General features: G+C 31.1%; 18 protein-coding genes. 6 read left to right on the top strand and 12 right to left on the bottom strand.

The features are described 5' to 3' along the window. Positions 1-36: 36 nt before the first annotated feature. The 3 genes from nadA to LQ682_RS02100 are packed head-to-tail and all read right to left on the bottom strand — an operon-like array spanning position 37 to position 3,496. The gene (nadA, locus tag LQ682_RS02090) at positions 37-1,137 is read right to left on the bottom strand and encodes a quinolinate synthase NadA (RefSeq protein ID WP_239723812.1); all 1,101 of its coding nucleotides are present in this window, start codon (positions 1,135-1,137) and stop codon (positions 37-39) included. Continuing rightward, on the bottom strand, positions 1,138-1,971 hold the full coding sequence (nadC, locus tag LQ682_RS02095; RefSeq protein ID WP_239723813.1) for a carboxylating nicotinate-nucleotide diphosphorylase: 834 nt from the start codon (positions 1,969-1,971) through the stop codon (positions 1,138-1,140). Then, the gene (locus LQ682_RS02100) at positions 1,922-3,496 is read right to left on the bottom strand and encodes an L-aspartate oxidase (protein WP_239723814.1); all 1,575 of its coding nucleotides are present in this window, start codon (positions 3,494-3,496) and stop codon (positions 1,922-1,924) included. Before LQ682_RS02100 ends, nadC begins: the two co-directional genes overlap by 50 nt. Before the next feature lie 85 nt (positions 3,497-3,581). On the opposite strand from LQ682_RS02100, the gene LQ682_RS02105 reads away from it, so the two are divergent. The 3 genes from LQ682_RS02105 to LQ682_RS02115 all read left to right on the top strand — a co-directional run bounded on the left by LQ682_RS02105 (position 3,582) and on the right by LQ682_RS02115 (position 7,721). Continuing rightward, positions 3,582-4,670, top strand: a complete 1,089-nt coding sequence (locus tag LQ682_RS02105) for a cysteine desulfurase family protein (protein WP_239723815.1) — start codon at positions 3,582-3,584, stop codon at positions 4,668-4,670. A gap of 4 nt (positions 4,671-4,674) precedes the next feature. Beyond that, positions 4,675-5,193 (top strand): transcription repressor NadR, encoded by a 519-nt coding sequence (locus LQ682_RS02110; RefSeq protein WP_239723816.1) that lies wholly within the window; start codon positions 4,675-4,677, stop codon positions 5,191-5,193. Positions 5,194-5,372: 179 nt separating this feature from the next. Continuing rightward, positions 5,373-7,721, top strand: coding sequence for an immune inhibitor A domain-containing protein (locus LQ682_RS02115; protein ID WP_239723817.1), 2,349 nt, complete (start codon positions 5,373-5,375; stop codon positions 7,719-7,721). A 29-nt stretch (positions 7,722-7,750) separates the two neighbouring features. Here LQ682_RS02115 and LQ682_RS02120 read toward each other — a convergent pair whose 3' ends face one another. Then, positions 7,751-8,647: a LysR family transcriptional regulator gene (locus LQ682_RS02120; protein WP_070045009.1), complete on the bottom strand. Its 897-nt coding sequence runs from the start codon at positions 8,645-8,647 to the stop codon at positions 7,751-7,753. A 114-nt stretch (positions 8,648-8,761) separates the two neighbouring features. Here LQ682_RS02120 and LQ682_RS02125 point away from each other — a divergent pair, with 114 nt between their 5' ends. Then, positions 8,762-9,913, top strand: coding sequence for an MFS transporter (locus tag LQ682_RS02125; RefSeq protein ID WP_239703729.1), 1,152 nt, complete (start codon positions 8,762-8,764; stop codon positions 9,911-9,913). Positions 9,914-10,436: 523 nt separating this feature from the next. Here the strand turns inward: LQ682_RS02125 and LQ682_RS02130 are convergent. The 5 genes from LQ682_RS02130 to LQ682_RS02150 all read right to left on the bottom strand — a co-directional run bounded on the left by LQ682_RS02130 (position 10,437) and on the right by LQ682_RS02150 (position 14,827). Further along, positions 10,437-10,787: a hypothetical protein gene (locus LQ682_RS02130; RefSeq protein WP_239703731.1), complete on the bottom strand. Its 351-nt coding sequence runs from the start codon at positions 10,785-10,787 to the stop codon at positions 10,437-10,439. A 2-nt stretch (positions 10,788-10,789) separates the two neighbouring features. Next, positions 10,790-11,518, bottom strand: a complete 729-nt coding sequence (locus LQ682_RS02135) for a hypothetical protein (protein ID WP_017000015.1) — start codon at positions 11,516-11,518, stop codon at positions 10,790-10,792. A gap of 11 nt (positions 11,519-11,529) precedes the next feature. After that, positions 11,530-12,390 (bottom strand): WYL domain-containing protein, encoded by an 861-nt coding sequence (locus LQ682_RS02140; protein WP_017000014.1) that lies wholly within the window; start codon positions 12,388-12,390, stop codon positions 11,530-11,532. Between the two features lie 114 nt (positions 12,391-12,504). Continuing rightward, positions 12,505-13,578 carry a hypothetical protein gene (locus tag LQ682_RS02145; protein ID WP_239723818.1) on the bottom strand — a complete coding sequence of 358 codons (1,074 nt, stop codon included), beginning with the start codon at positions 13,576-13,578 and terminating at the stop codon, positions 12,505-12,507. Between the two features lie 331 nt (positions 13,579-13,909). After that, a complete protein-coding gene (locus LQ682_RS02150; protein ID WP_239703733.1) occupies positions 13,910-14,827 on the bottom strand; it encodes a ketopantoate reductase family protein in 918 nt (305 codons plus the stop codon). A gap of 140 nt (positions 14,828-14,967) precedes the next feature. Between LQ682_RS02150 and LQ682_RS02155 the strand changes: the two genes are divergently transcribed. Together LQ682_RS02155 and LQ682_RS02160 are read left to right on the top strand one after the other, a co-directional pair. Further along, positions 14,968-15,489 carry a TetR/AcrR family transcriptional regulator gene (locus LQ682_RS02155; RefSeq protein ID WP_239703734.1) on the top strand — a complete coding sequence of 174 codons (522 nt, stop codon included), beginning with the start codon at positions 14,968-14,970 and terminating at the stop codon, positions 15,487-15,489. A 163-nt stretch (positions 15,490-15,652) separates the two neighbouring features. Continuing rightward, positions 15,653-15,799, top strand: a complete 147-nt coding sequence (locus LQ682_RS02160; RefSeq protein ID WP_239706023.1) for a hypothetical protein — start codon at positions 15,653-15,655, stop codon at positions 15,797-15,799. Positions 15,800-15,820: 21 nt separating this feature from the next. On the opposite strand, the gene LQ682_RS02165 is transcribed toward LQ682_RS02160, so the two are convergent. From LQ682_RS02165 to LQ682_RS02175, 3 genes are all read right to left on the bottom strand, one after another. Next, positions 15,821-16,564, bottom strand: coding sequence for an alpha/beta fold hydrolase (locus LQ682_RS02165; RefSeq protein WP_239703735.1), 744 nt, complete (start codon positions 16,562-16,564; stop codon positions 15,821-15,823). A gap of 395 nt (positions 16,565-16,959) precedes the next feature. Further along, positions 16,960-18,237: a hydroxymethylglutaryl-CoA reductase, degradative gene (locus LQ682_RS02170; RefSeq protein WP_103268986.1), complete on the bottom strand. Its 1,278-nt coding sequence runs from the start codon at positions 18,235-18,237 to the stop codon at positions 16,960-16,962. Then, positions 18,237-19,394 (bottom strand): thiolase family protein, encoded by a 1,158-nt coding sequence (locus LQ682_RS02175; RefSeq protein WP_239723819.1) that lies wholly within the window; start codon positions 19,392-19,394, stop codon positions 18,237-18,239. The genes LQ682_RS02170 and LQ682_RS02175 overlap by 1 nt, the downstream gene beginning before the upstream one ends. Position 19,395 lies beyond the last annotated feature (1 nt).

Below are 19,395 nucleotides of genomic sequence, written 5' to 3' on the forward strand. Positions count from 1 at the left end.
TCACTGTAACTATACCCTGTATATATGAGTTAAATCTTAAACGATACTTAGCATACGTTCTAATGACTGCTTTGCATAATATGCCGTTTCTTCATCAACTTTAATGATGTTTTCAAGATGACCTTGTTGTATTTTGTCTAGGCACCATGCTAGATGTGGTAAGTCGATTCTATTCATCGTTAAGCATGAACACATAAGTGGGTTAAGTGAGTTTATGGTGATATCAGTATATGTTGTTTTTAAACGGTTAACGAGATTCATTTCAGTTCCTATTACCCAATTAGAGCCTTTTGGAGCGTTTTTAATCTTGTCGATAATATATTTAGTAGACCCCGCGTAGTCTGCCATTTGAACAATGTCGAATTGACATTCAGGGTGTACGATGACATTTACATCTGGATCTTTTTTACGTGCTTGTTCAATGTGTATTGGATAAAATTTTTCGTGAACGGAACAATGACCTTTCCACAATATAATTCTAATATTATCTTCATTGCCATCATAATCTAATACCTTTTGAATAGGGTCCCAAACTGCCATTTCATCAAGTTTTATTCCTAGTTTATATGCTGTATTGCGACCTAAATGTTGATCAGGTAAAAATAAAATACGCTTACCTTGGTCCAATGCCCACTCTATAACGCTATCAGCATTGCCACTTGTCACACAAGAACCACCATTTTCTCCTACAAATTTTTTAATAGCTGCTGTAGAGTTAACGTAAGTAAGAGGTAAAATGTTATCACCTAAACGCTGTGTTAATACTTCATGGCCATATAATGCCTGGTCGATATTTGCCATATCTGCCATTGAACAACCTGCAGATAAATCTGGTAAATATATATTTTGATTATCGTGCGTTAGTATGTCTGCAGTCTCAGCCATAAAATGTACACCGTTAAATACAAAATATTTAGCTGTTGTATTTTCTTTACATATTCTTGCTAGTTCTAGAGAGTCTCCCATTATATCTGCAAACTGCGCGACTTCATCTTTTTGGTAATGGTGTGTTGGCATAAATAATTGGTCACCTAATTTAGCTTTGATTGTTCGTATTTTCTCTTCTAGTTGTTCGGTTGTCATATTTAAATATTGATCTGGTATAGATTGTGCTTTTTCTATTGTAGGATTAAACAATTAAATAACCACCTTTGCTGAAATGTCTAATGCTTGTTGATTGTAAAATAAAGAACCTATCGAAATATAATGAACACCTGTTTGAGCATATTCTAGAACATTATCAATATTGATGTTTCCAGAAGCTTCCGTCTTAATATGACTAGGTACATCTTGAATATGCTGTGCTATCCATTCCGGTTTGCAATTATCAAACATAATGATATCTACCTCTGCTTTAATTGCTTCTTGTAATGAATCTATATCTTCTATTTCGATTTCTATTTTATCCATTGGACCGACTAGTTGCTTTGCTTTTGACACGAGGTCTTGTATAGATTCGCTAAAACTAATATGATTATCTTTTAACATCAATCCATCATTTAAAGTTCGACGATGATTGTATCCACCGCCCACGTGAACAGCATGTTTTTCAAACATACCGAGACCCGGTGTTGTCTTTCTTGTATCAACTATTTTAACGTTTGTATCTTGAACTTTTTGTACGATGTGATGAGTTGATGTGGCAATACCTGACATGCGTTGTATTAAGTTTAAAGTGATGCGTTCCATCGTAAGTAAAGTTGTGATAGAACCTTTTATAATTGCGATTTTTTGTCCTTTTTCTACAATTTCACCGTCTTTAACTAATATATTCATATGAACATTGCTTTCAATTAGTTTAAAGCTTTCTTGAATAATAGTTTCTCCACAAAAAATACCTTGAGCTTTACTGATAAGGGTTAATTCACCTTTTTGATTTAAATCAAAAACACTTGAAGATAAATCACCATAATGATTATCCTCAAGGTAAAATTGTTTGAGCTTTTCTTGGACATACAACTTGTTTAGCATGAAATTTATCCTCCATTGTGATTTCTATATCAATAGTTTGTAATTGAGGTTGGCTATGCGGGTAATCCGTTCTAAAATGAACACCTCTAGATTCATTTCTATTTAAAGCTGATAAACTTACCATTTCTAAAGTTTTTATTTCTACATACCTTTGCCAATTTTCTTTATTCCATTCATCTGTAACCATTGAATTTCTAAGACAAAGTTGAATATCTTTTAAGTAACGTTGTATATTTTGGCCATTACGTTCTATACCTAATACTTCAAAACTTTGATTTCGTAACGCATGAAAATCTTGTGCTGTAATGAGAGGTATTTGTAACCTACATAGTTGAATGTTTTGTATTTCTCTGGTTGAAGAGTTTTTTATTTTTCTTCCACAAAGGTTTCCCATAACAAGACCTTCTAAAAGTGAATTGCTAGCTAATCGATTAGCACCATGAAAATTTGTATTGCTGGCTTCACCAATAGCATAGAAGTGTGGTTCTTCAGTTGTACCGTCTAAATGCGCTTTAACGCCACCCATTGTATAGTGTGCACCTGGAGAAACAGGTATCAATTGATTATGATATGCATCCGGAAAATGTTTAACTACATTTTTATATATCGTCGGAAATCTAGTAGGGAAGTGCTCAATATGTTTTATGTTGATATAACATTGGTGACCTTCTTTTTGTTGCTGGAAAATAGCTCTACTCGTCACATCTCGTGGTGCTAAACTACTAAGCGGATGTAAGTCGTTCATAAACTCGTGACCAATTTCATTGACTAATATACCGCCGTGCCCTCTTACTGCTTCTGAAACTAAGCCATATGTTTCGTTGTTAGTGCCTAGTAAAGTCGGGTGAAATTGTATCATTTCCATATGTCTTAGATGGATGTTGCTATGATATGCCACTATATGACCTGAGTTTATTGTTTGAGACGCGCTAGAATTGATAGGAAACAAGTTACTGTAACCACCAGTAGCTAAAATCACGTCATGAGCGATGATTTCTAATTTGTTGTCATGCTTATCAAGCGCAACGACACCGGATATTTCATGTGAAACGTCTCTTAATAAGTCAATCACTTCAGTTTCTTCGTAAATAGTTAAATTTTCTGACGGTAAATGTTGAATGAGATATTTAGTAATATAAGAACCTGTTTGATCGCCTCCTATGTGTAGAATACGTGCTTTTGAATGGGCACCTTCCATAGCAAAATCTAAAGAAGTTTGTTCGGATTTTTTATCAAAATTTAAGCCATCATCTATCATCTCTTGGATAATGTTATGGCTTTGTTGAATCATTGATTGGATGATGCTTAAATCACCTAATTCATTTCCAGCAGTATATGTATCTTGTATATGTGTGTTCCCATAATCATTTTCATATTTTGAAAAACAAATACCGCCTTGAGCTAAATTGCTATTATGCATATTAAGTTTATCTTTTGTAATACAATGAATTTGGACATTTGGACCTAAGGCTTTAATGGCTGATAATGCAGCAATTCCTGAACCGATCACTATAACTTTTCTCAAGTTTACACCTTACTTTACATATATGTTATATTTTATATACATTATATTGACACATGTAAAGATAAATAACAAGGGGAGTTTTGAAATGATTTATTTAGATAATGCATCAACTACGATACCTGATAATGAAGTATTAAGTGTATATCAAGATGTTCAAAGAGAAGCGTTTTATAATGGAGAGAGTTTACATATAGGTGGACAACATACAAATCAATTATTGGAATCATGTAAACAATATATTAAAAAATATTTTGAAACTGATAAGGAAGTTATTTTTACAAGAAGCGGTTCTCATGCAAATGAAGTTGCAATACGTAGTTATTTAGAATATCAAGAAAGAGGAACAATACTTGTATCACCATACGAGCATCCTTCTATACATGCTGCATTAGAACTGTATAAGTCGAAATTCGAAATTTTAGACTTGCCTTTAGACGGTAACGGAGAAATTGATGTGGAGAAAACAACAAAACTGGTAACGGATGAAGTTGTTCTTATTATTACACAACATGTGAATTCAGAGACTGGGTATATTTTGCCGATAAATGATTTGAGTAACATTGCAATGGAAAATCATATTCCTATACATGTTGATGGCGTTCAAGCTGTTCATAAATTAGAAGATATAAACGTTCAATTGTTTACTTCATATGCTTTTTCTAGTCATAAATTTCACGGAACTAAGGGCTCGGGTAGCTTGTTAATAAACCACGAATATGTAAAACCATTAAATGATTATTACTTTCATGAGATGAATACACAAAATGGCACGATAGATTCACCAAGTATTGTAGCCATGACCAAAGCATTATCGATTGATGATGATATTAATCACATGAAGAAAATGAAACAATATTTATTGAATCAAGCTGTCGAATTAAGGTTTACACCCATAGTATACAATGAGGAAGCACCTCATATTTTAGCTTTACTTTCTCCAAAGTTTGAAGGGCAATATATTATGCAATACTTATCTAATAGAAATATATGTATATCGACAGGTACAGCTTGTGGTCACGGAGCATTGTTAAGTGACGGTTTACAAGTTAAAATAGATACAATAGCAGAAAAGACGTATGACCAATATATTCGTTTTTCAATTAGTAAATATACGACAAAAGCAGATATAGATAATTGCTTTGTACATTTAAAAACAATCTTAAGAGGAGACTAGCGACATGAATAATCCCTTTAATCGCAGGAAAGCAATTCTGCAGTTACTCGAATCAACAAATGAGCCAATTAGTGGTAAACAGTTGAGCCAACAATTTGGTGTTTCACGACAAATTATTGTGAAAGATATCTCTATTCTCAAATCTCAAGAACATATTATTAATTCTACAAGCAGAGGATATGTGATTAATAATACGCCTCAAGGTAAAGCGTATAAACGTGTTATTGTATGCCAACATAACAATGAAGGAATGGAAGAAGAACTACAATTAATTATAGATAACGGGGCTATGATTGATGATGTGGCAATTGATCATCCTGTGTATGGGAATATAAAAGCAAACTTAATGATAGAAACACAAGACGATTTAGATAAGTTTATACATGCAATGAATAAATTTGAAGGACAAATGTTAGCTCATTTAACGGACAATGTACATTTGCATACGATTTCAGCGCATACTGAAAAGATTCTAGATAATGCTGTTAGAGATTTAAAAGCACATCAATTTATAGTGGAATAAAAATCAAATTTTAATCTATAAAAGCACCTCCATATTTTTCGTATAATAACGAACTAATATGGAGGTGTATTATTTTTATATACTAAAAATAATTATTTGAATTATTTGAATTTTTCATTACTATTTTATGGATTATTGTATATAATATGTTTATATTACACAAATAAGGGGGATTTTTAGTGAATTCATGGTTTAAAAAATTAACATGTGTTTCTTTAAGTACAATAATAGCACTTCCTTTTTTATCACAAGGCGCTTCTGCTAACCAAGTCGCACCAAATGAAGATCGTTTACTTGAAACTTTAGAACAAGAAGGTGTTATTGAATCTACGAATACGCCTGAAGAAAAAGAAGAAAGATTAAAACGATATATGGATGGTAAAGGAGAACAATATCATCAAAAATACATACCTAATAAAGGACTTTTTGATAAGCGCTATAAAAAAGGTAATAATGGTAAACGTTTAGGTCAATTGAACAAAAATGAAAAAGAAATGTATAAGAAAAAGAATAATGGTAAACGAGTAGATAAAGTTCAAGAAGAAAAATATACTGGTAAAGTTCGTAAAGATAAAGTATTAGTTATAGCAATGGAATTTCCAGATTATCCAAATAGCTCTATTACAAAAGATGAAACAGATATGTATTATGACGAATACCCTGTTTCTCATTTTCAAGATATGGTGTTTGGAGAGAAAGGATATAAAGGCCCAAATGGTAAAAACTTGATGAGCATGAAGCAATATTATCAAAATCAATCAGGTGGCAGCTATGATATAGATGGTCAAGTACACGGTTGGTATAAAGCCAAACACCCAGCTAGTTATTATGGGGGTAACGCACCAGACGAAGGTGGTAGCGATAGTAAACCGAAAGAATTAGTGCAAGAAGCGTTGGAACAAGCAGCAAAAGACCCTAGTATCGATTTAAGTGATTATGACCAATGGGATCGTGATGATATAGATGGCGATGGAGTGTATGATGAAAAAGATGGAATTGTCGATCATATTATGATTGTGCACTCTGGTCCAGGTGAAGAATCAGGTGGTGGTAAACTTGGAACAGATGCAATTTGGTCACATAGGTGGTCGCTTGATTTTGATGAAAAAGGTGAGCCTTATACAATACCAGGAACTAATTCAGGATTAGACCAATTTGATGGTAAATTAGCAGCTATTGATTATACGATACAACCAGAAGATGGGGCAGCCGGCGTATTTTCCCATGAATACGGACATGACTTAGGATTACCAGACGAATATGACACAGAATATACAGGTAAAGGTGAGCCGGTATCATTCTGGTCAATTATGTCTTCAGGCAGTTGGGCTGGTGCAATACCAGGAACAGAGCCTACTGGGTTTGATCCATATATGAAAGAAATGTTGCAAGAACAACACGGTGGTAATTGGCAAACGGGAAGTGAAATTAACGCAAGTGAATTTAAAGGTGAAACATCAGAGTTAATAGATGAAGCAGCAACGAAAGGTACGAATAACGATGCTATAAAAGTTAATCTTCCTGACAAATCAACTCTGCTCCAAAAACCTGTACAAGGTAAGCAAGCATATTGGAGTGGCGCGAAAGATGATACACAATATTCGATGGAAACTGATTTAGACTTAACTTCAGCTAAGACAAGCGAGTTAAACTTCAAAACTTGGTACGATATTGAACAAGGATTTGATTATGGTTACGTACAAGTATCAACAGACAACGGTGAAAATTGGGAGAATATTAAAGGCAATATAACAAACAATGATGATCCAGAAGGAAGCGGACAAAACCAAGGTAACGGTATAGACGGTAAATCTAACGAGTATAAAGATGCTAAATTCGATTTATCGAAATACGATGGTAAAAAGATTAAACTACGCTTCTCATACGTTACAGATAAATATGAAACATATCCAGGCTGGTTTATCGACCAAATTAAAGTAACATCAAAAGATGGAAAAGAAATATTAAATGATGATGCAGAAAGTGAATCTGATTTTGAACTACAAGGATTTACCCAAAGTGATGGAAATCGCTACGATGAAAATTATTACTTATTACAATGGAGAAACTATACTGGACCAGACAAAGGATTAAAGAACATTAAACGCGGTGGCGGAACGATGGCTTATAATGCCGGATTAACAGTTTGGTACGTAGATAAAAGCTTTTCTGATAATAATGTAAAAGACCATCCAGGACAAGGATTTATAAGTATAGTGGATGCAGATCAAAACACATTAAACTGGAAGAAAAAAGGTCTCAAAGATGACCCGGCAGCAACGCAATTCCAAATTAGAGATGCAGCATTTAGCTTAGATCACCAACCAAAATTAAAATTAAAAAATGAAGAAGGATACGAATTACACGATAATAAAACGAAGAAAAATCCATTATTCGATGATAGCCAAGACTATTCAAATAAAGGGCAAGAAGACGCAGGCGTCTTAGTGCCAAACCATGGTTTAAAATTTGAAGTAGCAGCAAAAAGTAAAGACAATTCAGTAGGGAAAGTAAAAATCACAAAATAAAGTATAGATAAAAAGAGCTTGAAATAACTTTAAAAAGTCGTTTCAAGCTCTTTTGCCTTATCAAGAAATACTTGTGCGGCTTTTGAGAAACTATGGTCTTTTCTCCATACGATGTTATGTTTTGCTATAAGTTCTGGTTCGAATGGTATGAAGCATAAGTCACTTTCTTCTGATGTATTGATGATGCTGTCTAAAGTTAATGCATATCCTACGTTTTCTTTAACCATCAGTCCAGCGTTATAAGCTAAGTTAAAAGTAGATACAATATTTAATTGGTCGAACATATCTCCAAACCATCCTGTAAATTCATTATTAATGATAGTTGGATCGATTGCTTGTCTAGAACATAATAATGGTAAGTCTATTAAATCATCTTTAGTTACGGTTTTGTTTTTTGCTAATTGACTATTTCTTTTAGCGACTGCTCCCCATTTATCGTATGAAGGTAATGTTAATGCTTTATATTTTGCTAAATTAGCAGGTTGTATAAGGATACCGAAATCTAATAAACCTTTATCTAATCTATTTGCAATATCATCAGCATTACCACTGTATATGTGTAAATTGATATTCGGGTAGGTAGTTTGTATATTTTTAAAGATTTGAGCAATAAATTGCATACCTTTCGTCTCGCCACATCCTAAATAAATATCGCCTTCTACTTGTTTATCTATCACTTTAAATTCATCTTGCATTTTTTGTGACATAGCTAGTAATTCTTCGGCCCTCTTTTTAAAAAGTTGTCCTTCTTCTGTTAAATGTATATTGTGATTGCTTCTCTTAAATAAAGATACACCTAGTTCTTCTTCTAAATTTTTAATTTGTCGAGATAAGGTAGGTTGAGTAACATGTAATGAATTCGCGGCTCTTGTAATGTTCTCTTCTTTAGCTATGGTGACAAAGTATTTTAGTATTCTTAATTCCATTTATACACCTCATTATACCTTTTAGGCATTTCTAATGATGATTTAAAAGTATTTGTTATAACTCATTTTACACACTACACTTTATATATCAAGAAATTCAGGAGTGGTGATGTATTGAAACATAATAAATTGGTTATTCTTATACTCACTATAGGTGTATTCGGTATTTTGAACACAGAGATGGGTTTTATTGGACTCATACCTATTATTGCAGATGCGTTTGATGTAAGTGTATCAACTGCAGGATGGCTTGTTTCTAGCTTTGCTATAGGTATAGCAATATCAGGTCCAGTTATGCCTTTGTTATTATCAAAAATAAACAGAAAGAAAGTTATGATGTTTGTACTTGTCATTTTTATTATTAGTAACTTTGTAACATTATTTACATCAAGCTTTACAGTATTATTGATTGCTCGAATAATTCCGGCTATATTTCATCCAGTATATATATCATTAGCTTTTTCAGTCGCTGCTGATTCAGTAGATAAAAAAGATGCACCTAAAGCGGTGGCACGTGTATTTATAGGAGTATCAGCGGGGATGGTTGTAGGTGTTCCAATTGTGAATTTCTTAGCTACACAATTTAATTTACAAGTAGCTTTATTATTCTTTGCAGTAGTTAATATAATCGTACTTATTATGACTTTGCTCTTTGTTCCAAAAATGTCAGCGAAAACTTCAACAAGTTACGGTGGTCAACTAAGTGTATTGAAACGCCCTTTAACATGGATTTCAATTACAGTATCATTTCTATTTAATGCGGCAGTATTTGGTGTATACAGTTATTTAACGGATTATTTAAATATTGTTACACAAGCATCAAGTAGTTCAGTAACTGCAGTGCTGTTTCTGTATGGAGCATCTAATATAGTAGGTAACATTATAGCGGGTCGTCTATTAACGAGTATCCCCAAAAAAGCTATATTTTTCTTGCCAATTGGGCTAATCGTAACTTATATACTTATGTTTAGTTTAGGAAAATACTTTGCTTTAATGATTGTTATTTCAATAATATGGGGAACATTAGCAGGAATATCTGCTAACGTTACACAATATGTCATTACATCGTCGGCTCCAGATGCACCTGACTTATCAAATGGGATCTTTCTATCATCTGTAAACTTAGGAACTACAGTAGGGACTTTCTTAGGTGGTATTTTTATAGCGTCATTAGGATCTAACTTTGTTATATTAGCTGGAATATTAATAAGTATACTTAACATTGTATTCGTAATCATTAGAAATAAAAAAATTAATTCTTTATGATTTTCATGTAGTAAATATAAAACAAATATAAGACAACCACACCAGTAAACAAAAATATTATTCCTAACACTATATTGTTTTCAATAAATAAAAAACTAATAGCTATTAAAATAGTAGAAATTAACAAACAAGTATTAAAAATTTTGATAACAGTATTAATTTTATTTGCAGGGATTTTCTCTGGTTCAATACCTGAGATTATATTGAGGTTCTTTGTTATTGATATGTATATAGAAAGAATTATTGAAACAGTAATTAACACGATTGCAATTATTAGATCAGTAAGCATTGATATACACCCTTAATATTTATTGAGACAAAAGACTAATGAATATTAGTATATTCATACTAACACTGATTAGTCTAGTGTTCGCAATTATCAAAATGAAACAAAAAAATAACCATCCAACTTTGGCGGATGGTTATTACAAAATCACACAAAGGCACCGTCTTTCGAACGTGCTTGTCAGGGTAACATGTTTGCGCATGTTACTCTTGTATCTTATTTATTCAATGTTGAGTTTTATTCCTCTTTTGTTAATTCTAACGTGTCGTCTTCATTACCGTATTGTGTTGGATTTTCTATGACTAATTTATCACCTTTAACTTTATAATTTAATTTCATCTGTTCTCCTTCTAAGCTAAAGGTCATAACTTTTTCATCAGGATTAATGTTACCATCAATTGTTCCATCACTTTCACCTATACCTAAAAACCCTTCAGATTCCATTGCATTAAGGTGTAATGAAGCATTACCTGAATCACTGTCTGCAGTAATGCTCATATCGTTATTTGAATAAGTACCATCAACTTTACTACCACATGCAGTTAATAAAAATAAGCTTGATAAACAAAGAATGAATAACTTGTTCATTATTAATACCTCCTATATTCTGGTTGTTTTCTATTATTTAATAAATCATTATTGTCACTCGCATATGCACTGGCCTTTCTACTATTATTCACAGCATCAGCACTTTGAGCAGCTGCTATTTCAGAGTTTTGTCTAGCGGCATATGCATCAATTGCAGCTTGTTCTGTATTACTAATCATAACTTGCTGATTCTGTTCCATACGTGCTCTATGTTGTTCAGTTTCATATAAATTAATTGCTTCTTTTAAGTTATCAGCTCTACCATCTCTTAAATATATAAATAAATTTACAAGTGCATTTAAGTGAGAGTATGAATTTGGAATACGCTGATATTCAGAAGATTGTAAAATAAGATTATTAATCCTTGGGATAAGTTGTTCAGAATTTTTGATTTGATTTAAACTAGGTATTACAACAGTATTTTCTAGTTCATTCATTTCATTTTTGTATTTTTTTGTGGCAAAAGGTTTTAATTTAAATTTTTTAAATAAAATAATATAAATTAAAAGAATGACGAAAAATTTCCAACCTATAAAAGTAAAAAATAATAGTGGAAGACATACCCAATTTAATATGATCATTTGCTTGCGACGATGTTTATAATTGATTGCTTCTTTTTCATTGGCTATTGTATTTCTACAAGCACGTATAGTATCTTGTTCAGCTATAACTTTTTGATGTGCATTAATTAAAAATCCTAAATCATGCAATGTTTGTTCCTTATTCAACATTTTCATCTCCTTTAACTATATAGACCTTTTATTGTTTCTAAACGATCAATAAAGCTATTGATATAAGACTTTGGTGCTAACATACGTGCTAAAGGTGCAAGTTGGTAAGCGATATAATAGGCATCTAAATCAGTGCATGATACCTCAGTAATAATTTTATTGCCTTCATTTTTTAAAATTTTTTGAATAGAATATTGTTGTTCAAATTGTTTCCAAATAGATTTGTCTATTTCAAATTTGAAAGGTTTATTATTCTTGGCTTCGTCAAATTTTGATTCTAATAATCGGATATCAAGAATATCTCGAACTTTAATAGTATAAATATTATTTTGATATTCATATGTAAACCAATAGTCATAATGCATATATATTAGTGATAAAGGCTTTATTACAATTTTTTTATCTAAAGTAATACGTACCATTAATTTTTTGGCGATACTTTTTTGCAAAGTCATAAGGTGTTCACCAGGTAAAATATCGGGACGTATATTAAAATGATTTAATACGCTTTTTAACACAAATTTATCTTCTAAACGATTTTTAGAAATTTCATCCAAGAATAAATTGTATACATTATTATGTAGAATAGGTGTTAAACTTTTAATTGTAATTAATAAACTTAATAAAGCTAAACTATTTTTCGAATAAGAGCCATTAGAAAGTTGATAACCATCTAAGTTACGACTATATACAACTTTTGTATGTTTATTATTCCAATAATCACTTTCATAAAAGAAATTATTTAAATCATTGATATCTCTTTGAATCGATTTGCTTGATACCCCAGCAATTCTACTAAACTCAAAAGTATTTACTACATCATCATTTAATAAACGAGTAAGTAGTGTTAGTACACGTGTCGCTTTATCCAACGTAAACAACTCCTAATATATAATATAAAAATTAAAATGGACAAAATGTGTCTTTTTAATAAAAAGATATCATAAATAATAAATTGTAACAAAAATGATATTAAAAATAATCACTTAATTTATATTTTCTAAGCGTTGAGATATTACCTGATAAAAATTAGTTAATGAAATTTCTTGATAAATAAGGTTAATAACTTCTGAAACATTTTGATTTTTAGTGGTATAAGGTAATATATTATTTTGAGATAAAGCAGCATTTTGAGACTTAAATGAATACAAATATGGAGCAATCTCCTTATTAAAGTTGATGTCGAGCTTTTCGCATATTTTTTGCATAACATTTACCCAATCTTTAATAGAACGAAGAATTACTTTTGGTTTATTCTTAATGTCTTTTTCATTTAAAATACAATTAATTATCTGTTTCGCAATAAATATACTACTTGGTAATTTATCAGTTTTTACTTTCAAGTCATTTTTATTTTTACTCCGGTATGGTACAAGTTCTACACTACATATTCTCATAGTGCTTAAATGAAAATAAAATTCATTTTCAATGTCATAGTTAGAGCTTGAATAACTTTTTAATTTATTTATTTTATCGAACATATTTTTATAATAAGTATTTACTTCTCTAAAAGGCTTATTAAAAGATTTACTAAAATATAAACTATAATAATAAGCTACTTTTTTTATTTCTGTTTGCTTTTGATCTAGAATAGGCACTGATTCGTTATGTAGTTTATATAAACTTTTAAGTTCTTGAGATATAACATTATCTTTAGAAAAGATGTGGTTTTTATAATCTTCAATATTTATAAAGAATTCGTGAGCTTCTAAATTATAATCATTTTGACTTTCAGCTAACTCATTCTTGATATATTCATTTACAGATAAACATTTATTAGCTTGGCTATTCGACATATGACTCTTAGGGTTAAATAGTCCAATGATGATTTTTGCATTTTCAAGATTACCTAACACTTGATTAGGTATGCCCCAATCAGCCGCTTTGCAATTATCGGTATTGATAAAAGGTTTATCTTCATCATGAATCCAAGAAAATTTGTTATTTAGGTTATTAATATTTTCATTTTTTAAGTTAATATACTGCTCAGATATATTATTAATATTTGTCTTATTCCAAAATTCTTCGATATTATTCCACGTATTATCAAATAATGACATTATTAGTTCTTCCTTTCATATAATTTTAGTTATAAGAAATTTAATTTAAAATTTATTTAATTAACTAATAAAAATAAATTAACATTTCAAAAAGACATATTGTGTCCTTTTGAATAATTAATGCCATTTTAGTTTGATAAATTCTGCTATTTCTATAAAATATAACCAAAATAAAAATTCGAAAAAATAAAAATACTTTTGCATATGCAAAAGTATTTTTATTTAGTGGTAAATTCATCAATTTTATATAATTTATTATAAAAAATTACCGCTCAACAATTTTTATATTTAATTCACTTGTTTATTTAAATTATGTCTATGAACGAGAATGTTAAGTTAGTATATTTACTTCTTTAACTATCCGATCTAATTGTCTAGTTGTTATTACACTTTGCATATTTAGTAATTTAACATCTTCATATAGTGAATCTACTTCACTCATTGAACCTTGGACTTGATTCATAATTTTAATGTTTAAAATTATTTTCAGTAAAGGGTATGCGATAAATTTAAATTTCTTAAATAGTGTAGCTTGTGCTCTTGGGATGATTTTATAGTTACTGTGTTCTAATAATAAGTGTATTTCGTTGTATGAATTTATGATTTTCTTAATAAGTTGCTTTTGTCTTCCTTTATATTGATTTTTCAACATTATACCAGTATTCAGAGGTATAATCATTGCTGCATGTGACATAAGCCAATCCTCAAAGTTTGCTTCGTAAGTTAATTTTATAGATAAGTCTTTAAATATCTCATCAAGTATATTGTGAAATGGTATTTGTCCTTCAAGATGACTTACTTTTAACTCTCCGGCATTAAATCTAAGAACAGTTGTTTTTGTTTTATCTCTATTACCGCCAGTCATTAAAAAGCCAAAAGAAATATTTTTGTCTGTATTTGATTGTTCAAGAACTGTTTTACGAAGTTTCTGTGGATTAGTGTTATTCCCGACAAAAATAATGTTTTGGGTAATGTTTTTTGCTAATACAGGTACAACGGAATAGAAGTCCGAGTATTTCATTGTCACAAATATAATGTCATATTGGTCAGTCTCAGATAATTCACTTATATAGTTAAAATGGTCGATTGAATTTTTCTTTTGTAGAAAGTGCTTTAATCTGACACCTCTTTCTTGTAGGCTTTCGTAAGTCTTACCTCTTGCAAGTATAGTAATATTATTGTCACGTTTGTTTAGTGCATGTGCCAAAAATTGTCCTTGAACACCAGCACCATATATGAGTATATTCATTCTTGTTCTCCTCTCAGTTAATAAACATTTGTTCATTAACTTGAAGTTATCATTGTAAAAGAGTAAACTCAATAAACAAAAAGTAGATAATGATGTTTAATGCACACATATTAAAAATTGTTGAGAAAAAAGGAGTTATTATGGATAAGAGGAAAGAAAAATCACAACAACTTATTATTGAAAGTTTTATAAAATTAATGCAAGAAAAGGATATTGCTAAAATATCTATGAAAGATATAGCAGAAGAATCTAATATTAATAGAGGTACTATTTATTTAAATTTTATCGATAAATATGACATCCTTGACCACGCAATAGATTTTATAATGGCAGAGGGAATTGAAAAATGTGCTAATTTCATGTCCGAGAGAGATGATGCACAGGAAAGCATCCGTGAAATATTTAAAGTTATAGATAAACAATACGAAATACTTAAGAAATTGGTACAAAAATCAGATTTAAACGTACTGAAACAGACACTAACAGATAAATTTAAGTCGAATATTAAACAAGAAAATAATGAAATAACAATACAATTCCTAGCATCGGCGATTGTAGGCGTAATTGTTTGGTGGATAGAAAAATCTAGACCATGTTCTATAGATGAATTAAGTAATAAATTATGGTATTTATTAGAACCACATATTGAAGAAATTCGATGAAATATTTACATTTTATAGGAGATTTAGTATAATGTTTTTATAATACAACTTCCATAGGTATCACCAAACCCCTCTTAGTGTTGTCACTAGTAAGAGGGGTATTTGGTGCTGATTATTTTTTAGTGATAAGACATATTTAAGACATTTGATAGGAACACAAGGATTGAAAAGTCAGGGTAGAATGTTGGAAGTAATTGAAGAACATAATGAAATACTCAAAGCGCTAACAACTAAAGATATTATTAAAAAAGCTATGAAATCACACCTAGAAAAATCTATGCATGCTTATCCGTGTTTAATTTATATATAATATTCGCTTATTTAAAACTTATCAACTTTTATCTTTAAGCCACTCATTAATTTTTATATTAACAGCTTCAGGATTATCAAGGTAAATATCATGACCACTGTCTGGAATAGTATGTGTTTCAATTGTTTTTGGTATGTTTTGTATTTTTATTTGTTCTATAAATTTGTCTTGAATACTAGGTAGTAAAATAAGAATGTTTGCTTCAATATTTGAGAAATCTGGAATTTTTATATTTCGTCTTAATGATAATAAATTTTTAATACTGTCTTGATTTAAAGCCATTTCGTACTTTTTCGTACTGCAGTTGCAATACATTCTTGCAATTGAGGCTTCTTCAAGATTTTTAGTCCATTGTCTGTAGCCTTTTTTTTCTTCTTTTAGCAGAGACTCTATATTGTCGAATGTTTGATTCTTTAAATGGGTTATTACATCTGTTATTTCCTTATCAAAGTCATAACTCAACTGATTCAATGAGAATATACCACCATCAAGTAATATGATGTTTTTAATTTTCTTAATGGACTTAGACAGATGTACTAATAAATCAGCTCCTAACGAATGTCCTACGACAGTTACTTTTTCTTCATTTATATTTGATAAAAACCATTTTTCAAGATCTTCAAGAGATTGAACGTTTAAATCATAGTTTAAACCGTGACCAGGTAGGTCAATTTGAATTAAATGAATACTTGAGAAATACTTTTGTAAATCTTTTAGATATAATCGATGACTACCTAAACCACTTAAAAAATAAATTTTACGCAAAATCTACGCCTCTCTTCTATGTCATATATATAACCATTAAACTATATTTATAATTTTGTAAATTTGAATATTCAGTAAATATTAACGTATTATAACATAAGATCAAATTTGAAGAAGTTTGATACAATATTTACGTAAAATATGTTGCACGTGGACCTTCTCTTGCAACTTTCTTGCGCTCTATACCTCAAAAAAAGAGAGTGTCTACTTGGATTAATGAGTTAGAAAATCCAATAAGAGGGCATGTACTTGGATTAATGAGATAGAAAATCCAACAAGAGATCCTCTACGTGTATTCACATAATATTTAATCCAACAACAGTAACAACTCTTACTTTTTTGATCATCACATCCAAAAAAGAGCTAAGGATTTATATCCCTAGCTCTTTTTCTTACTATTTACTTCTAATTTCTTTTAATATTTCTTCAGCTGTAGTCAGATTTGGGTTAGATGATTGTTTTAAGGCTGTTGTTACAGCGTGTATTTCGTCTCCTTTGGCACCTATTTTAATCGCGAGTGATTTATAGTGTAGGTTCATATGTCCTTGTTGTATGCCCTCTGAAACGAGCGCTCTACATGCTGAGAAGTTCTGTGCTAACCCAACTGCTGCCATTACGTGTCCTAGTTCTTGTGATGTTTGTACGTTTAGTATGTCTAATGCAACTTTTGATGCTGGTAACAGACCGATACCACCACCTATTGTTCCGATTGCTAGTGGTAGTTCAATACTGCCGATAAGTTGTTTGTTTTCTTTATCAAATTTCCATGTTGTTAATCCTCGATATTGTCCATCTTTACTAGCATATGCATGTGCGCTTGCTTCTACGCTTCTTGTATCATTGCCTGTAACTAACACGACTGAGCTAATACCATTCATAACTCCTTTGTTGTGTGTGACAGCTCTATATGGATCTATGTGAGCTAATACAGATGCTCTTTCCATACGATATGCAACTTCTTCTCCACTCATACCATTTTTCTCTAAATCTTTGATGTTTATTTTACCCTCGATACGTACAACAGATGTTGTGTTGTAATTGGAAAGGATGCTCATCAATATTTCATTGTTATCGAGTTCTGTTTCTAAATAGCTCGCAATACCTTCAAGTATAGTATTGATAATATTAGCGCCCATTGCATCACATGTATCCACATGGACTTTTAAGGAAAGCATGTGTTCTTTAGGGAATTCATCTATTTCTATTTTTTGATATCCTCCGCCTCTTTTCTTGATGGACGGATACACTTTGTCAGCTACTTTATGGATTTGTTCTTCTAATGCATATATTTTTTTGCTTAATTCTGTTGTATTGTTTACTTGATCAAATACAATTTGTCCTAATTTAGTTGTTCCAGTCTTAATGATTTTTAGACCGCCCGTATTGTTAAATAGTTTTGAACCATAACTTGCAGCTGCTACGACTGAAGGTTCTTCGACCATCATAGGAACAACATATGCTTTATCGTTTACTATTATTTCTGGCAATATACCTATTGGCAGAGTACCTTGTCCAATAACATTTTCAATTAAATTATCTAATAGTTCTTTATCTATTACAGAATGATTGTGTAGGATTTGTTCAGATTCTTCATTTAGCCAACCATGTTTTTTGAGTTGTTCAATTTTCTCTAATCGAGATAAATGTCTAAAGTCTTTTGTTAATTTTTCCATTATTGATCTGCTCCTCTTTCTATCATTAAAGCAATACCTAAGCCACCACCGATACAAGCTGTCGCGATACCAGTTTGTTTATTCTCTTGATGTAGTGCATAAGATAAAGTTGTAACCAATCTTGACCCTGTGGAGCCTAACGGATGTCCTAAAGCAATTGCGCCACCATATATGTTGAAATTCTCATCTGGAATATTTAAATTTTTCTTAACTGGTATACTTTGAGCTGAGAAAGCCTCAGTCATTTCTACTAAATCTATATCTTCGATAGTTTTGTTAACTTTATTGAGCAATGCTTCAACTGCATAAAAAGGAGCGTATCCCATATATAAAGGGTCACAACCTATTTCTGAATGTTCTCCTAACGTAGCTAAAATTGTATAATTGTGTTCTTTAGCATAGTCTTCATCCATGAGGATTAAAGCAGATGCGCCATCGCTTAATGCTGATGCATTTCCAGCTGTAATCGTACCGTCTTCTTTAAAGATTGTTTTTAAAGAACCTAAATCTTCCATGTTACTTTCAGGTCTAACTAATTCGTCAGCATTCATCATTTCGCCGTTTATATCTTCGAGTGGAACAATTTCCTTATCAAATTTACCTGCTTGAATTGCTTCATGAGCTTTCAAATGAGAATTTAACGCAAATTCATCTTGGTCTACACGACTTACTTCATACTTTTCAGCAATACGTTCAGCAGTTAAACCCATTGGTATTTGATTAAATACATCTGTTAAACCATCATGCATAAAACTTTTTACAGGAGCAGTGTCCTTTTTTAAAATAAGTTCTGGAGCATTTGTCATGCTTTCGATACCACCAACAGCTACAACCTCAGCTTCTCCTAACTGTATGAGTTGTTTACCTAAAATAATAGATTTTAGGCCAGATCCACATACTTCATTTACTGTCATTGCTGGCGTCTTGTATGGGACACCTGAATTAATACCGATTTGTCGAGCAGGATTTTGACCACTGCCAGATTGAATAACATTCCCGAAAATAATATTTTGTATTTGAGCTGGATCTATTTGAATTTTATCTATAGCAGATTTTAAGGCAAAAGTGCCAAGTTCCACCGCTGAATAACGGCTTAATTTCCCTCTAAATTTTCCTACAGGTGTTCTTTGAGCACTTACGATAACAACTTTTTTCATG

The sequence above is a fragment of the Mammaliicoccus sp. A-M4 genome, from assembly GCF_022386955.1.
Lineage (GTDB): Bacteria > Bacillota > Bacilli > Staphylococcales > Staphylococcaceae > Mammaliicoccus > Mammaliicoccus lentus.

Excerpts from the sequence above, each read along its gene's own strand:
- LQ682_RS02145 (WP_239723818.1), bottom strand. The coding sequence starts at position 13,578 with ATGTCATTATTTGATAATACGTGGAATAATATCGAAGAATTTTGGAAT.
- LQ682_RS02135 (WP_017000015.1), bottom strand. The coding sequence starts at position 11,518 with ATGTTGAATAAGGAACAAACATTGCATGATTTAGGATTTTTAATTAAT.
- LQ682_RS02105 (WP_239723815.1), top strand. The coding sequence starts at position 3,582 with ATGATTTATTTAGATAATGCATCAACTACGATACCTGATAATGAAGTA.
- LQ682_RS02170 (WP_103268986.1), bottom strand. The coding sequence starts at position 18,237 with ATGGAAAAATTAACAAAAGACTTTAGACATTTATCTCGATTAGAGAAA.
- LQ682_RS02150 (WP_239703733.1), bottom strand. The coding sequence starts at position 14,827 with ATGAATATACTCATATATGGTGCTGGTGTTCAAGGACAATTTTTGGCA.
- LQ682_RS02175 (WP_239723819.1), bottom strand. The coding sequence starts at position 19,394 with ATGAAAAAAGTTGTTATCGTAAGTGCTCAAAGAACACCTGTAGGAAAA.
- LQ682_RS02155 (WP_239703734.1), top strand. The coding sequence starts at position 14,968 with ATGGATAAGAGGAAAGAAAAATCACAACAACTTATTATTGAAAGTTTT.
- LQ682_RS02110 (WP_239723816.1), top strand. The coding sequence starts at position 4,675 with ATGAATAATCCCTTTAATCGCAGGAAAGCAATTCTGCAGTTACTCGAA.
- LQ682_RS02120 (WP_070045009.1), bottom strand. The coding sequence starts at position 8,647 with ATGGAATTAAGAATACTAAAATACTTTGTCACCATAGCTAAAGAAGAG.
- nadC (WP_239723813.1), bottom strand. The coding sequence starts at position 1,971 with ATGCTAAACAAGTTGTATGTCCAAGAAAAGCTCAAACAATTTTACCTT.
- LQ682_RS02130 (WP_239703731.1), bottom strand. The coding sequence starts at position 10,787 with ATGAACAAGTTATTCATTCTTTGTTTATCAAGCTTATTTTTATTAACT.